The sequence below is a fragment of the Achromobacter sp. 2789STDY5608621 genome, assembly GCF_001299375.1.
Taxonomy (GTDB): Bacteria; Pseudomonadota; Gammaproteobacteria; order Burkholderiales; family Burkholderiaceae_B; genus Achromobacter; species Achromobacter insuavis.
Genome location: NZ_CYTU01000009.1, coordinates 21527 through 36284, shown reverse-complemented (window position 1 = coordinate 36284; position 14758 = coordinate 21527). Strand labels below are relative to the sequence as shown.

Sequence of the window (14758 nt, the reverse complement as noted above, 5' to 3'; positions counted from 1 at the left end):
ATTCTCGCGCGATTTTTCCAGGCTTATTTCCCACGGCCCCTATGGATATCTTCATTCAACAACTGATTAACGGCGTCACGCTCGGCAGCGTGTACGCCCTGGTCGCCCTTGGCTACACCATGGTGTACGGCATCATCGGGCTGATCAACTTCGCGCATGGCGACGTCGTCATGATCGGCGCGATGGCGGCGACCACGATCGCCATCTCGCTGGTCGGCGGCGACCCGTCCGCGTCCGCCTTCCTGGTGCTGGGCCTGGGCCTGCTGGTGTCCGTGCCGCTGTGCATGGCCGTGGGCTGGACCGCCGAGCGCGTGGCCTACCGGCCGCTGCGCCGCGCCCCGCGCCTGGCCGCCCTGATCACCGCCATCGGCGTGTCGATCATCCTGCAGAACGTGGCGATGATGGGCTGGGGCCGCAACTACCTGAACTTCCCGCAGGTGCTGACGCCGCAGGTGTTCGAGATCTTCGGCGCCCGCATGAGCACGCTGCAGATCGCCATCGTCGCGATTGCCGCGCTGATCATGGGCGGGCTGCTGGCCGTGGTGCACAAGACGCGCCTGGGCACCGCCATGCGCGCCACCGCGCAGAACCGCGAGGTGGCCGGCCTGATGGGCGTGAACATCAACACCGTGATTTCGGCGGCGTTCCTGATCGGCTCGGCGCTGGCCGCCGTGGCCGGCATGATGGTCGCCACCTACTACGGCGTGTCGCAGTACACCATGGGCTTCATGCTGGGCCTGAAGGCCTTCACGGCCGCGGTGCTGGGCGGCATCGGCAACCTGGTCGGCGCCATGGCGGGCGGCCTCTTGCTGGGCATCATCGAATCGCTGGGCGCCGGCTACATCGGCGACCTGACCGGCGGCTTCCTGGGCAGCCACTACCAGGACGTGTTCGCGTTCTTCGTGCTGGTGCTGGTGCTGATCTTCCGTCCGTCCGGCCTGCTGGGCGAACGCGTGGGGGACCGCGCATGAGCACCACCCTGAAAAACAGCGGGCTGTCGACCCGCAACCTGATCGGCATCGCGCTGATCGGCATCGTGCTGGCGGTGCTGCCGTTCGTGATCGGCATGGCCGGCCAGAGCTGGGTCCGCATCCTGAACTTCGCGCTGCTGTACGTGATGCTGTCGCTGGGCCTGAACATCGTGGTGGGCTTCGCCGGCCTGCTGGACCTGGGCTATATCGCGTTCTACGCGGTGGGCGCCTACACCTGGGCGCTGCTGGCCTCGCCGCACTTCGGCCTGCACCTGCCGTTCTGGGCGATCCTGCCGATCGCGCTGGCGGTGGCGTGCCTGTTCGGGGTGCTGCTGGGGGCGCCGACGCTCAAGTTGCGCGGCGATTACCTGGCCATCGTGACGCTGGGCTTCGGCGAGATCATCCGCATCTTCCTGAACAACCTGAACGCGCCGGTCAACATCACCAACGGCCCGCAGGGCATCAACCGCATCGACACCTTCAAGGTGGGCGAGTTCGCCTTCGGCCGCACGGAAAGCCTGCTGGGCATCCGCGTGACCGGGCCGGAGAAGTACTACTACCTGCTGCTGGCGCTGACGCTCATCATCATCCTGGTGTGCGTGCGGCTGCAGAACTCGCGCATCGGCCGCGCCTGGGAAGCCATCCGTGAAGACGAGATCGCGGCCAAGGCGATGGGCATCAACACCCGCAACATCAAGCTGCTGGCCTTCGCCATGGGCGCCTCGTTCGGCGGCGTGGCGGGCGCGCTGTTCGCGTCGATGCAGGGCTTCGTCAGCCCCGAGAGCTTCTCGCTGATGGAATCGATCTCGATCCTGTGCATGGTGGTGCTGGGCGGCATGGGCCACATCCCGGGCGTGATCCTGGGCGCGCTGATCCTGGCCGCGCTGCCTGAGTTCCTGCGCGCCGTGGTCGAGCCGGTGCAGCACATGCTGTTCGGCGCCGTGGTGCTGGATCCCGAGGGCATCCGCATGCTGCTGTTCGGCCTGGCGATGGTGTGCGTGATGCTGTTCCGTCCCGCCGGCCTGTGGCCGTCCGCCGTGCGCAAGCGCGAGCTGGCCACCAAGACCCAGGGAGGCGCGGCATGAGCAAGTTGCTGCAAGCCCAGGGACTGGGCAAACGCTTCGGCGGCCTGCAGGCCTTGTCGGACGTCAGCTTCGATATCGAGCAGGGCGAGATCTACGGCCTGATCGGGCCCAACGGCGCGGGCAAGACCACGCTGTTCAACGTGCTCACGGGCCTCTACATCCCGGAAGACGGCAGCTGCACCTTCAACGGCGTGTCGATGTCGGGCAAGAAGCCGCACGAGGTGGCCTATGCCGGCCTGGCGCGGACCTTCCAGAATATCCGCCTGTTCGCCAACCTGAGCGCGATCGAGAACGTCATGATCGGCCGCCACATGCGCACCCGCGCCGGCGTGCTGGGCGCGGTGTTCCGCACCCGCGGCACGCGCGCCGAGGAAGCCGCCATCGAGGCCCGCGCCCAGGAGCTGCTGGACTACGTCGGCATCGGCCACCGCGCCAACGACGTGGCGCGCTCGCTGCCGTACGGCGACCAGCGCCGCCTGGAGATCGCGCGCGCCCTGGCGACCGACCCGAAGCTGCTGGCGCTGGACGAGCCGGCCGCCGGCATGAACGCCTCGGAAACGGTGGTGCTGCGCAAGCTGATCGAGAAGATCCGCGACGACGGCGTCACGGTGCTGCTGATCGAGCACGACATGAAGCTGGTCATGGGCCTGTGCGATCGCGTGCTGGTGCTGGAATACGGCAAGGTGCTGGCCATGGGCAAACCCGCCCAGGTGCAGCGCGACCCCAAGGTCATTGAAGCGTATCTGGGCGCGGGCGCCGCCCAGGATCCGCTGATTCATCAGGAGCGCCCGGCATGACGACGGCAAGCAAACCCCTACTGGAACTGCGCGGCCTGCAGGTCGCCTACGGCGGCATCCGCGCGGTGCGCGGCATCGACCTGCGCGTGGACGAAGGCGAACTGGTGTGCCTGATCGGCGCCAACGGCGCCGGCAAGAGCACGACCCTGCGCGCCATCTGCGGCCTGGTGCCGCTGGCCGGCGGCGAAGTGGTCTACGGCGGCCAGTCCATCGGCGGCCAGAAGTCGCACGAGCTGGTGCGCCAGGGCCTGGTGATGGTGCCCGAGGGCCGCGGCATCTTCGGCCAGCTCACCATCGAGGAAAACCTGGCGATGGGCGCCTACATCCGGCGCGATGCGGCGCAGGTGCGGCAGGACACGGACCGCGTGTTCACGCTGTTCCCGCGCCTGGCCGAACGCCGCAAGCAGGCGGCCGGCACGCTGTCGGGTGGCGAGCAGCAGATGGTGGCGATGGGCCGCGCGATGATCGCGCGCCCCAAGCTGCTGCTGCTGGACGAGCCGTCGATGGGCCTGGCGCCGCTGATGGTCGAGAAGGTCTTCGAGGTGGTGCGCACCATCGCCAGCGAAGGCGTGACGATCCTGCTGATCGAGCAGAACGCCCGCCTGGCGCTGGAGAACAGCCATCGCGGCTATGTGATGGAGTCCGGCGAGATCACCCTGTCGGGGCCGGCGCGCGACATGCTGCACGACCCCAAGGTGCGCGCCGCGTACCTGGGCGAAGTGGAAGAGGCCTAGGCCCGTCCATTTGCCGCAATGAAAAAGCCCGGCCATGCCGGGCTTTTTTTTATGCGCGTCGGACTCAGCCGGCCTGGCGCTTGAGGAAGCCCTCGATCAGGGCGGCGAAGGCGGGCGGGCACTCCTGCATCGGGTAATGGCCGCAATGCGCAATGACGTGCAGCGTCGCGTTGGGATGCCAGGCCAGGAAGCTGCCTTGCATCGCTTGCGCGTCGATTCCCGGATCCCGGTCGCCGACCACGACCAGGAACGGCGTTTCGATTCCGCGCACGGCGTCGACGAAATCCGCCGTCACCAGCATGTCGAGGTACTTGCGCCGGCAGGCGGGCGCCACGGTCGCGCGGTTGTGGCGGACCTTGGCATCGGCCCAGCCGTCGGACAGGCCGCTGGAGACATGCCGGAACAGCCGCCGCAAGGCCTCGTCGTCCTCGGTCGTGCTGGCGAAGAACGCCAGGGCCTGCGGCCCCAGGCGGTTGCCGGCGGCCGAGACGGGGCATACCGCGATGGCGCTGGCGATGCGTGACGGCGCGTCCGCCGCCAGGCGCTGCGTGATCATGCCGGTCATCGAATGGCCGACGACGTGGAACCGCTGCCAGCCGAGCCGGTCGGCGAGCGCGAGGCAATCGGCGGCGATTTCCTCGACCGTGCAGGCGCCGGTCAGCGCGATGGACTGGCCGTAGCCGCGCAGATCGGCGAACACGTAGGTGAAGGCCTGGCCGTCGAGCCAGGGCATGGCGGCATCGTAGCTGCCGTGGTCGCCGAGCCAGTCGTGCAGGACCAGCACGGGGATCGGGCCGTGGCCCAGGCGCGCGTAGCCGAGACCGGCCTGCGAGCCGGGATGGATTTCAAGGGACGTCTTCATTCCAGGTTTCCTTGTGTGAGGGGAACGAAAACGAAACGCCCTCCCGGCGGACCGGGAGGGCGTTTTCAAAGTACCGCCATCCTATCAAAGCGGCGGCGCGGGCGTCAACGGGGATGCGACGGTGGCAGGGGCGGCTCAGGCCGGTTGCGCCACCACCCGCTCGCGGCCGATCAGCAGCGCGATGACGGCGGCGATCAGGCCGGTGGCGCCGGCCGCGACGAAGGCCATCAGGTAGCTGCCTTGCGACTGGCGCACCACGCCCGCCATCCAGGCCGCGCTGGCCGCGCCCAGCTGGTGGCCGGCGACGATCCAGCCGAACACGATGGGCGCCTCGCGGTCGCCGAAGGCTTCGGTGGCCAGGCGCAGCGTGGGCGGCACGGTGGCGATCCAGTCCAGACCGAAGAACACCGCGAAGATCGCCAGGCTGTAGAACGAGAAGTCGGAATAGGGCAGGTAGATCAGCGCCAGGCCGCGCAGTCCGTAATAGACGAACAGCAGCTTGCGCGGATCGTAGCGGTCGGTCAGCCAGCCCGAGGCGGTGGTGCCGAACAGGTCGAAGATGCCCATGATCGCCAGCAGGCCGGCCGCCTGCACTTCGGGCATGCCATGGTCGCCGCAGAGCGCGATCAGGTGCGTGCCGACCAGGCCGTTGGTGGTGAAACCGCAGATGAAGAAGGTGGCGAACAGGAACCAGAAGGTGCGGGTCTTGGCGGCGCGGCCCAGGGCGCCGAAGGTGGCGGCGATCATGCCGGTGCGCGGCGCGGCGGGCGCGGGCGGCGCATGCGGATCGCTGCCGAACGGCACCAGGCCGACGCTGGCGGGGCGGTCGGGCACCAGCCACCAGGCCAGCGGCACCAGCGCGGCGGCGGCGCCGGCCACGGTCCACACCACCCGGGTCCAGTCGCCCGACGACGCCAGCGCCGCCAGCAGCGGCAGGAAGATCAGTGTGCCGGTGGCGGTGCTGGCCGTCAGCAGGCCCATCATCAGGCCGCGATGCTTGCTGAACCAGCGGTTGACCACGGTCGCGCCCATGACCACGGCGACGGCGCCCGAGCCGATGCCCGAGAACACGCCCCAGGTCATCAGCAGGTGCCACGGCTGGGTCATGTAGGCGCTGATGGCGCTGGAGGCGGCCATCAACGACAGGGCGGCGATCAGCACGCGGCGCAGGCCGAAGCGCTCCATGGCGGCCGCGGCGAACGGCCCGACCAGGCCATACAGGAAGATGCCGACGGCGGCGGCGAACGAAGTGGTGCTGCGGTTCCAGCCGAAGCTTTCCTCCAGCGGCACCAGCAGCACGCTGGGCGAGGAGCGCAGGCCGGCCGACACCAGCAGGGCCAGGAACACGACCGCGACCACGACGAACGCGTACTTCTGGCCGGCGCGGCGGAAGGGGATGGGGGGTTGGGCTATACTCATGTTACTGACCGGTACGTAATTTGGTTTGCGAATAGTACGTACCGGTTAGTAACATCGTCAAGAGGTATTTTTGACGTCCCTGTTTTCAGGGCGGCCGGCCTTGCCGGCCGGTCTCAGTGAGGAGTTCCAGTCATGGCCAGCAAATCCCCGGCGGGCGGCAAGAAAGCCGCCGCCGATACCCCCGCGAAGCCGCTCCTGGCGGCCGATCGCATCCGCAAGACCGCGCGCGAGATGTTCTACCGCGACGGCATCCGGGCGGTGGGCGTGGACGCCATCGTCAACCAGGCCGGGGTCACCAAGCCCAGCCTGTACCGCAGCTTTTCGTCCAAGGACGAACTGGCCGCGGTCTACCTGCGCGACTACGACGCCGAGTTCTGGGGGCGCTTCAACGCCGCCTGCGACGCGCATCCGGGCGATCCCCAGGCGGGGTTGCGGGCCTATCTGTCGGGCCTGAGCGTGCGGGCGGTGCAGAACGGCTATCGGGGCTGCGGATTGACCAATGCGGCGGTGGAATATCCCGAGGCCGGCCATCCGGCCCGCGTGGTCGCGGTCGAGCACAAGGTCGAGCTGCGCCGGCGCCTGGCCGCCATGGCCGCCGAGATGGGCGCGCCCGATCCCGCCAAGCTGGGCGACGGGTTGCTGCTGCTGATCGAGGGCGCCTTCGTCTCCAGCCAGTTGTTCGGCGAGGGCGGTCCGGCCGCCCGGGTGGCCGACATGGCCGACCTGCTGATCGACGCGCATCTGGGGCGGCACTAAGTTTTTGCGCTGCACAATACTGGTGCCAGATATGGTGCCGGATGCACCGTTGTGGTGGTGTTTGTACCCATTCCGCAACGGCAAAAATAATGCTAGGCATTTTTATTGCAACGCAGCATGCGCGGATCTAAGATGAATTCGTGCTGTTCCCCTGTCGCGCTTTCTCAAGGAGAGAATCATGAGCGATACCGCGTTGAAAAATGCCCGCATGTCGGATGCGCTGGAGCGGTCCCTGATCCGCGAGGCCATCAAGGCGGAAACCCTGTCCGGCCCGTTCTCGCGCATGGGCTGGCGCCGGCTCAAGCTGCGCCTGCGCCGCTTGGGCGGGGCCGTCGGCGAAGTGCTGCATGACATGGACGCCGGCCGCCGCCAGCATCCGGTGATCTCCGCCCGCCGCTGAACCGCGGGTCCACGCCAGAAAAAACGCCAGCGATTGCTGGCGTTTTTCATTGATGCGGGCATCATGGGATCCTGCCCTATGATTGCGTCTTGATCATTCATCGGGAGTCGTCATGGCGCGTCCGGATCTCAACCTGCTGTTGGCGTTGGATGCGTTGCTGGATGAGGGCAGTGTCATTGGCGCGGCGCGCCGCATGAACCTGAGCCCGCCGGCGATGAGCCGCACGCTGGGCCGCATTCGCGAAGCCCTGGGCGATCCGGTGTTCGTGCAGGTGGGCCGAAAGCTCATGCCGACCCCCAAGGCGCTCGCGTTGCGCGAGCAGGTGCGCGCGGCGCTCGATCAGGCCACACAGGTGTTCGCGGCCGGCGCCGCGATCGACCTCAAATCCCTCGACCGGCGTTTCAACGTCCGCGCCACCGACGAGTTCGTCAGCGTTCATCTGGGGCAACTGCTGGACGCCATGGCGACCGAGATGCCGCGCGCCACGCTGCGCTTTTCGCCGGAAGAGGACGACGTCGATGACGAGGCGCTGCGCAGCGGCCGCATCGATCTGTTCATCAGCGGGTCGCGCAAGCTCGGCCCGGAGATCCGCGTGCAGTCGCTGTTCACCACCACTTTTGTTGGCGTCGCCCGCGAGCATCACCCGATTTTCGACGATGAGATCACGCCCGAGCGCCTGACCCGCTGGGAGCACATCAACGTGTCGCGGCGCGGCAAGTCCGCGGCGCCGATCGACACCGCCCTGGAGGCGCACGGCCTGCGCCGCCATGTCGCCCTGGTCGTGTCGAGCCCCTACACCGCACTGTTCGCGCTGCAGGATTCGGACCTGCTGCTGCCATTGCCCCGCCACCTCGCCAGCGGCGCGCTTGCCGCGGGCCTGCGCATCCGCCTGTTCGACTTGCCGATGCCCCTGGAAACCGCGCTGTTGACGCAGGCCTGGCACCCGCGCCTGGAAGGCGACCCCGCGCATCAGTGGTTGCGGCAGACGATCCACGCCCTGTGCAGCGGCGAGGCGCGGCAGGGGCGCTGACCTCTCGCTGCGGGGCGGGTGGCGCGCGTCGATAAGTGCGCCGAACGCAATCATGACCGTGCGATAAATTCACTTTTCCGCATGCATGGCGGTCTCTACAGTGGTGCGTCCGAATCACCATTGAAGAGTGTCATCGTGCGTTCAACGAACGTATCCGCCGCGGCGTCGGCCCGGCCGTACCCCAGCCTCCAGTCGCTCCGGGCAGGGGCGGTGCGCGGGCTGCGATGCCTCGACCTGACGACGCCCCGCGCCGCCTACGTGATGCGCTCGATCCTGGCGGCGTGGCTGGCGCTCGTCCTGGCCTTTCTGCTGGATCTGCACGCGCCCTACGCGGCGGCCTCCAGCGTGCTTCTCGTCATCAATCCGGTGCAGGGGGCGGTGATCGGCAAAGGCATATGGCGGGTGATCGGCACACTGGTCGGCATGCTGGCCGCCTTCGTCCTGATGAGCGCCTTTGGCCAGATGCCCTGGTTGTTCCTGCTGGGGTTCGGCCTGTGGCTCGGGGCCTGCGTGGCCGCCATGACGTTGCTGCGCCATTTCCGGGCCTATGGCGCGACGCTGGCGGGATACACCGTGGGGCTGGCGGCCTATGGCGCCATGCAGAATCCGCAGCTGACCTTCGATCAGGTGATGGGGCGGGGCGCGTCCGTGTTGATCGGCGTGGCGAGCCTGGGCGTGGTGTCGGCGCTGTTCAGCCGCCGCGGCGCACGCGGCCGCCTGACGGCCCAATTGCACCGGTTGGCGGCGTCCGCCGCCAGTGTCCTGGCGCAAGATATCCAGGCGCATCAAGGCGCGGGCCGGCAGGGCGGCAAGGCGCTGGATGCGGACAGGCGCGGCCTCATCGTCGACATCTACGCCGTGGATGACCTGCTGGCGCTGGGCAAGGCCGAGTCCGCCGACCTGGCGCGACGCGCCGCCGCGGTGCGGCGCGCCATGGTGTCCTTGTTTTCCGCGCTGGTCGGCGGCGTGGCGTCGATGCGGCTGGGCGATGCCAGCCAGCAGGCCCTGGCGGCGTTGCAGCCGGCCTGGGAACAGGCGTGGCGGCAAGCCAGCCAGGCGCTGGCGCGGGAGCCGGGGCCCGGCGGATTGATGCTGGCGGCGCGGTCCTTGTCCGCGATGCGTGCGCAGCTGGCGCAAACCCTGTCGGCGACAATGCCCGACGATCCCCGGGCGCATGCCATCCTGATGATCGCGGGCGACCGGCTGATCGAGCAGCTCGACGACTACCTCGAGGTCCTCGATGGCATCGCGATTCTGCATCAGCCTCGGCGACCGGCGGCGGCGCCGGTCCCGGTGCCGTTCCACCGCGACACGGGGGCCGCGTTGCAGAACGGCCTGCGCGCCTTGTTGACCGTGACGCTGGGCGGCGCCTTCTGGATCGCGACCGGCTGGTCGCACGGCAACCTGATGCTGGCGGGACTGGCGGCGGCCTGCGGGTTGCTGTCCACCGCGCCGAATCCGGCGCTCGGCGCCGTGGCCTTGATCCAGGGCACCGTCGCCGCCGTCGTGATGGCGTTCCTGTGCGCCTTTCTGGTCTTGCCCGAGGTCTCGGGGCTGCCGCTGCTGCTGGCGGTCCTGGCGCTGTTCTGGTTGCCCGGGGTCTATGCCAGCGCCATGCCCCGCTACGGATTGGCCGGCGTCGCCTATCTCGTCGCCTTCACGACGCTGGTGGCGACGGACAACCCCATGCGCTATGACGTCGTCTCGTTCCTGAATGGCGCGGTGGCCTGGATACTGGTGGCCTTCTTCACGCTGCTCGGGTTCCGGATCGTGCTGCCGCGCAATCCGTCACGCGACATGGCGCGCCTGCGCCTGACCATTCGCGACGACGCGCTGGCCCTCTTGCAGGGCGGCCGCGCCGACGCGCGTGCGTGGCAATGGCGGCAGCAGCATCGCACGGCGCAACTCGGCGCGCTGCTCAGGACGCGGCCCGACGCGATGGACCGGGCCATTGCCGATGCCCTGGCCAGTATCCATCTCGGCCGGGAGCTGCTGCGCCTGCGCGAGGGATGGCGGCGGATGCCCGCGGACGCGAGGCCGCGCCGCCTGCTCGCGGTGGCGTTGCGCCACATGCGGCGACGGGCCGGCGATCCCCGGCTGGCCGCCAGGCATGCCCGCCGGGCGGCGCAGTCCCTGTCGCGGTTGCCGCTTGCGGATTGCATCCGGTCCGCCGACATCGGGCGATCGCGGGCCATGCTGCTCGATATCGCGGCGCTGCTCGAAGCGCACGCGGATTATTTTTCTCGACGCCCCGGGAGGCCCCCCCATGCTCAGTGAGTTCGCGGTGGCAGGCATCTACCTGCCGCCATTTTTCGTCTACGCGTGCGCGGCGCTGCCGCTCTACCTCGGCGTTCGCCTGGCGCTCGCGCGCAGCGGCGTGCTGCGCCGGGTCTGGCACCCCGGCCTGTTCGAGTTCGCCATTTCCCTTTGCCTCGTTTCGGTGTTGATTCTCTATGTCTGATCGTTCCTTGCCCGATCGTTTATGGCCCTTGAGGCTGCTGGCGCGCGTCGGCCTCACGCTGTGCGCCGTGGCCGCCGCCGTCATGCTGGTCGGCGCGCTTTGGCGCGCCTACGTCGTGGCGCCCTGGACGCGCGATGGCCGCGTCAGCGCGCAGAGCGTCCGCATCGCCCCGGAGGTCTCCGGCACGGTCCTGGAAGTGCCGGTGACGGATGATCAGTACGTGAAGCGGGGCGAGGTGCTCTATCGCATCGATCCGGCCCGCTTCGAGCTGGCGCTGGCGCAGGCCGAGGCGCGGCTGGCCGCGGCCGACGCGTCGTTGCGGCAGAAAACCGAGGACGCGCGACGCCGGCGGGGCATGGAGAACCTGGTGCCCGCCGAAGACATCCAGCGTGCGATCCAGGCGGTGGCCATCGCCGAGGCCGAGCAGCGCGGCGCGCGGGTCGCCGTGGACATGGCAAGACTGGATGTGGCGCGCACCGTCCTGCGCGCCCCGGTGGACGGCTATGTGACACGGCTGAAACTGAACCAGGGCGACTACGCGGTGACGGGCCAGCCCAATATCGCGCTGGTGGACGCCCACAGCTTCTGGATCATCGGCTATTTCGAGGAGACCAAGCTGCGCGGCATCCGGCCCGGCGCGGCGGCGCGCATCCGCTTGATGGGGTCCGATGACATCATTGCCGGCCGGGTGGTGAGCATCGGGCGCGGCATCGCCGATGCCAACCAGCAGGCCGATGCCCAGGGCCTGCCCAGCGTGGCCCCGACCTTCAGCTGGGTCCGCCTGGCGCAACGCATTCCGGTGCGCGTCGCGTTCGAGCAGCTGCCGCCGGACCTGGTGCTGGCCGCCGGCATGACAGCCAGTGTCGAGGTGGCGACGGCGGGAGGCGACGCGCCTGCCCAGGGCCGCCTCCTGTCGCTGCTGTACCACTGGATGTGAGGGGCGACGATGCAGCAAGAATCGAATCGTCCGCGATCCGGCCTGCGCCGCGCGGCCCTGATGGTCTCGCTGGTAATGGCGACGTCCGGCTGCGCGACCGTGGGTCCCGACTATCACCCGCCCACCGTCGAGGTGCCTGCCAATTGGGTCGAGGCCGGTAGCGCCCTGAGCCCGCGCGATCAGGAGGGGCTGCGCGCCTGGTGGCGCGCGTTCGACGATCCGATGCTCGATCGCCTGGTCGATCAGGCGCTGGACCGGAACCAGGATCTCGATATCGCGCTGGCGCGCCTGCGGCAGGCGCGCGCCGAACGCATCCAGATCGCCTCCGCGTCCTTGCCGGCGCTCGGGGTGGGCGCGGCGGGCGAGGCCCGGCGCGGCAGCAAGGCGCTCGGTCCGCTGCCCGGCGGTGAGTCGCGCACCTGGCAGGTCGGCTTCGATGCGAGCTGGGAGCTGGATCTGTTTGGCGGCACGCGCAGGGCGGTCGAAGCGGCCGACGCGGATATCCAGGCGCTGGCCGATGACCACCGGGCGTTGCGGGTGAGCCTGGTCGCCGAGTTGGTGTCCCACTACGCGGGGTTGCGCGCCACGCAGATGCGCCTGGCCATCGCCCATGACAACCTGCGCACCTTGCGCGAGGCGGAACGACTGGCGGAGCAGTCTTGGCGCAGGGGCCTGGGCAGCCAGGCGGAGGTGATGCAGGCGCGCGCCGAACGCGAGACAGCCGAGGCGCAGCCGCCCTTGCTGGAGGCCGACGTTGCCCGATTCAGCCACGCCATCGGCGTCCTGGCGGGGGGCTTTCCCGGCGATTGGCATGCCGCCCTGGCAGAGCCCGCGGCCGTCCTGCCCGCGCCGGTCCGCCTGCCGTTGTCACTGCCATCCGAGGTGCTGCGCCAGCGGCCCGATCTGCGGGCGGACGAACGGCGCCTGGCGGCCGCGACTGCGCGCATCGGCGTGGCCGAGGCCGAACGCCTGCCCACGTTCCGCATCCCTTTGGGCATCGACACCACGGCCAGCCTCATTCACAGTCTGTTCTCGAGCGCCAGCCTGGCCTGGGCGGTGGGGGCGCAGGCCAGCCAGCGCCTGTACGATGGCGGCCGGGCCCGCGCCGGCGTGACGGCGGCACAGGCGAATGCCGACGCGGCGCGTCTGGCCTATGAGCGCGACGCGCGGGTGGCGCTGCGCGAGGTGGAAGACGCCCTGACGGCGTTGACCAGCGAGCGCCAGCGGCAGGCCTCGCTGCGGGATGCCGTTGCCGACAGCGGCAAGGCGCTGGACCAGTCGACCCGGCTCTATTCGCGCGGGCTGAGCGCCTATCTGCCGGTCCTCGTGGCGCAACGCACGGTCAACCAGGCGCGAGACGCGCTGGCCCTGAGCCAATGGGAGGAAATGCGCGGGGTGATCGCGCTCTACAAGTCCCTGGGCGCGGGCTGGCCGGACGAGCCATCCGCGCAAGCCGCGGATTACACCACCATGTCGACCAGCAGATAGCCGTCCAGCAGGATGATGCCGACGGTGGCGATGACCGCGGCCCAGGCCCAGGCGCCGCGCAGCGCATGGCGGCCCATCAGGGGCTTGCGGCAGGCCAGCACCACCAGCGGACCCAGCGCGAAGGGCAGGGCCAGGCTCAGGATGACCTGGCTCAGCACCAGCAGCTGGTCGGGGTCCTGGCCGCCGGTGAAGGCCAGCAGCGCGGCCGCCACGGCGCCGGCGATCAGGCGCGTGACCAGCGCGCGGCGGCGGTCGGACCAGCCGCTGTTGACCTGGAAACCGCGCGACAGGATGCGGCCGGCCAGCACGCCGGTGATGGTGGAGCTTTGTCCGGCCGCGTACAGCGCCACCGCGAACACGATGGCGGCGCCGATGCCGAGGGTCTGGCCGATCACGGCGTGGGCGTCGTCCAGGCTGGAGACGATGAGGCCGGAGCCCGACAGCGAGGCCGCGGCGACGATCATGATGGCGGAGTTGATCAGCATGGCCACGCCCAGCGACACCACGGTGTCGTTGCGCGCCACGCGCATGGCCAGGTCGCGGGCGTCGGCCGGCAACGCGCGGGCGCGTTGCGCCAGCGAACCGGAATGCAGGTAGAGGTTGTGCGGCATCAGGGTCGCGCCGAGGATGCCGAGCGCGATCAGGAAGCCCTGCGGGTCGCGCAGCGCGTGGCCGGTCTGGGTCATGCCGTGGGCCACGTCGGTCCAGGCCGGATTGGCCTTGAACAGCAGGAACACGAAGGACGCGGCCACCACCGACAGCAGCACGGCGATGACGCGCTCGTGGCGGTCGGCGTTGCCGCGCGTCAGGGCCAGCACGGCGAAGGTGCCGACGCCGGTGACGGCCACGCCGCCCAGCAGCGGCAGGTTGAACAGCAGGCGCAGCGCGATGGCGCCGCCGATCAGCTCGGCCAGCGCGGTGGCCAGGATGGCGGCTTCGCCGGCCAGCCAGGCGGCCTTGGCGGTGCGCGGCGACAGGTGGCGGGCGGTGAGGGTGGCGAGGTCTTCGCCGGTGGCCAGCGCCAGGCGCGACACCAGCACCTGGAACCCCAGCGCCAGGAGGGCCGAGGCGATCACGACCAGCAGCAGGCCGTAGCCGAAGCCGCTGCCGCCGGCGATGTCGGTGGCCCAGTTGCCCGGGTCGATGTAGCCGACCGCCACCAGGATGCCGGAACCGACCACCCGGCGCAGGTTGGCCGTGACCTGGGCGTCCTGGGGATACGCCGTCTTGCCGCCTGAAATTGCGTAAATGAATCGGGTCATGTCAGTTTCCTGAGAATGGTTCTCATTTTCCATTGCTCTGGCATGACCGTCAAATTGATTTTCAGCAAGCCCTGGATAGGGCGGGCCAATGGCGCCGCCCGTGGCCGGGCCTGCCGCGGCCGGTCAGGACCTGAGCTTGGCGTCCATGGTGATCTTGGCGTTGAGCACCTTGGAGACGGGGCAGCCCTTTTCGGCCTTGCGCGCGGCCTCGTCGAAGGCTTCGGCGCTGGCGCCCGGGATCACGGCTTCGACGGTCAGGTGCACCGCCGTGATGGCAAAGCCGCCCTCGACCTTGTCCAGCGTGACCTCGGCCTGCGTGTCCAGTTTCTGCGGGGCCAGGCCGGCCTCGCTCAGGATGTTGGACAGCGCCATGGTGAAGCAGCCGGCGTGGGCGGCGCCCAGCAGTTCCTCGGGATTGGTGCCCGGGGTGTCGCCGAAGCGTGTATTGAAGCCGTAGGGCTGGTTCTTGAGCGCGCCGCTCTGCGTGGAAATCGTACCCTTGCCCGTCTTCAGATCGCCGGACCAGGCGGCGGTTGCGGTTTTCTTCATGCGTGAC

15 protein-coding genes are annotated in these 14758 nt (G+C 69.4%); 11 read left to right on the top strand and 4 right to left on the bottom strand.

Annotated elements, in window-relative coordinates:
- The first annotated feature begins 41 nt into the window (after positions 1–41).
- From AOZ53_RS11665 to AOZ53_RS11650, 4 genes are read left to right on the top strand one after another with little or no spacing between them, the layout of a single operon-like run.
- On the top strand, positions 42–971 hold the full coding sequence (locus AOZ53_RS11665; protein WP_006396016.1) for a branched-chain amino acid ABC transporter permease: 930 nt from the start codon (positions 42–44) through the stop codon (positions 969–971).
- A complete protein-coding gene (locus AOZ53_RS11660) occupies positions 968–2056 on the top strand; it encodes an ABC transporter permease subunit (protein ID WP_054430087.1) in 1089 nt (362 codons plus the stop codon). The genes AOZ53_RS11665 and AOZ53_RS11660 overlap by 4 nt, the downstream gene beginning before the upstream one ends.
- Complete coding sequence (locus AOZ53_RS11655; RefSeq protein WP_054430085.1) at positions 2053–2853, top strand: ABC transporter ATP-binding protein; 801 nt, start codon at positions 2053–2055, stop codon at positions 2851–2853. Before AOZ53_RS11660 ends, AOZ53_RS11655 begins: the two co-directional genes overlap by 4 nt.
- Positions 2850–3587, top strand: coding sequence for an ABC transporter ATP-binding protein (locus AOZ53_RS11650; RefSeq protein WP_054430083.1), 738 nt, complete (start codon positions 2850–2852; stop codon positions 3585–3587). Before AOZ53_RS11655 ends, AOZ53_RS11650 begins: the two co-directional genes overlap by 4 nt.
- 64 nt (positions 3588–3651) lie before the next feature.
- On the opposite strand, the gene AOZ53_RS11645 is transcribed toward AOZ53_RS11650, so the two are convergent.
- Both AOZ53_RS11645 and AOZ53_RS11640 read right to left on the bottom strand, forming a co-directional pair.
- Positions 3652–4449, bottom strand: a complete 798-nt coding sequence (locus AOZ53_RS11645) for an alpha/beta fold hydrolase (RefSeq protein WP_054430081.1) — start codon at positions 4447–4449, stop codon at positions 3652–3654.
- A 135-nt stretch (positions 4450–4584) separates the two neighbouring features.
- Positions 4585–5868, bottom strand: a complete 1284-nt coding sequence (locus AOZ53_RS11640) for an MFS transporter (RefSeq protein ID WP_054487872.1) — start codon at positions 5866–5868, stop codon at positions 4585–4587.
- A gap of 132 nt (positions 5869–6000) precedes the next feature.
- On the opposite strand from AOZ53_RS11640, the gene AOZ53_RS11635 reads away from it, so the two are divergent.
- From AOZ53_RS11635 to AOZ53_RS11605, 7 genes are all read left to right on the top strand, one after another.
- Positions 6001–6624, top strand: a complete 624-nt coding sequence (locus tag AOZ53_RS11635; RefSeq protein WP_054475456.1) for a TetR/AcrR family transcriptional regulator — start codon at positions 6001–6003, stop codon at positions 6622–6624.
- Between the two features lie 178 nt (positions 6625–6802).
- Complete coding sequence (locus AOZ53_RS11630; RefSeq protein WP_054430075.1) at positions 6803–7024, top strand: hypothetical protein; 222 nt, start codon at positions 6803–6805, stop codon at positions 7022–7024.
- 112 nt (positions 7025–7136) lie between these two features.
- Positions 7137–8054 (top strand): LysR family transcriptional regulator, encoded by a 918-nt coding sequence (locus AOZ53_RS11625; protein WP_054430073.1) that lies wholly within the window; start codon positions 7137–7139, stop codon positions 8052–8054.
- Between the two features lie 120 nt (positions 8055–8174).
- Positions 8175–10331, top strand: a complete 2157-nt coding sequence (locus AOZ53_RS11620; RefSeq protein WP_231690601.1) for an FUSC family protein — start codon at positions 8175–8177, stop codon at positions 10329–10331.
- Positions 10321–10515 carry a DUF1656 domain-containing protein gene (locus AOZ53_RS11615; RefSeq protein WP_049073118.1) on the top strand — a complete coding sequence of 65 codons (195 nt, stop codon included), beginning with the start codon at positions 10321–10323 and terminating at the stop codon, positions 10513–10515. The genes AOZ53_RS11620 and AOZ53_RS11615 overlap by 11 nt, the downstream gene beginning before the upstream one ends.
- On the top strand, positions 10508–11452 hold the full coding sequence (locus AOZ53_RS11610; RefSeq protein WP_082385604.1) for an HlyD family secretion protein: 945 nt from the start codon (positions 10508–10510) through the stop codon (positions 11450–11452). Before AOZ53_RS11615 ends, AOZ53_RS11610 begins: the two co-directional genes overlap by 8 nt.
- Before the next feature lie 9 nt (positions 11453–11461).
- Complete coding sequence (locus tag AOZ53_RS11605) at positions 11462–12940, top strand: efflux transporter outer membrane subunit (RefSeq protein ID WP_054487870.1); 1479 nt, start codon at positions 11462–11464, stop codon at positions 12938–12940.
- On the opposite strand, the gene AOZ53_RS11600 is transcribed toward AOZ53_RS11605, so the two are convergent.
- Together AOZ53_RS11600 and AOZ53_RS11595 are read right to left on the bottom strand one after the other, a co-directional pair.
- The gene (locus AOZ53_RS11600; RefSeq protein ID WP_054430065.1) at positions 12913–14202 is read right to left on the bottom strand and encodes an Nramp family divalent metal transporter; all 1290 of its coding nucleotides are present in this window, start codon (positions 14200–14202) and stop codon (positions 12913–12915) included. The two genes, AOZ53_RS11605 and AOZ53_RS11600, sit on opposite strands and share 28 nt — an antisense overlap.
- Positions 14203–14325: 123 nt before the next feature.
- Positions 14326–14751, bottom strand: a complete 426-nt coding sequence (locus AOZ53_RS11595) for an OsmC family protein (protein ID WP_054430063.1) — start codon at positions 14749–14751, stop codon at positions 14326–14328.
- Between the last annotated feature and the right edge of the window lie 7 nt (positions 14752–14758).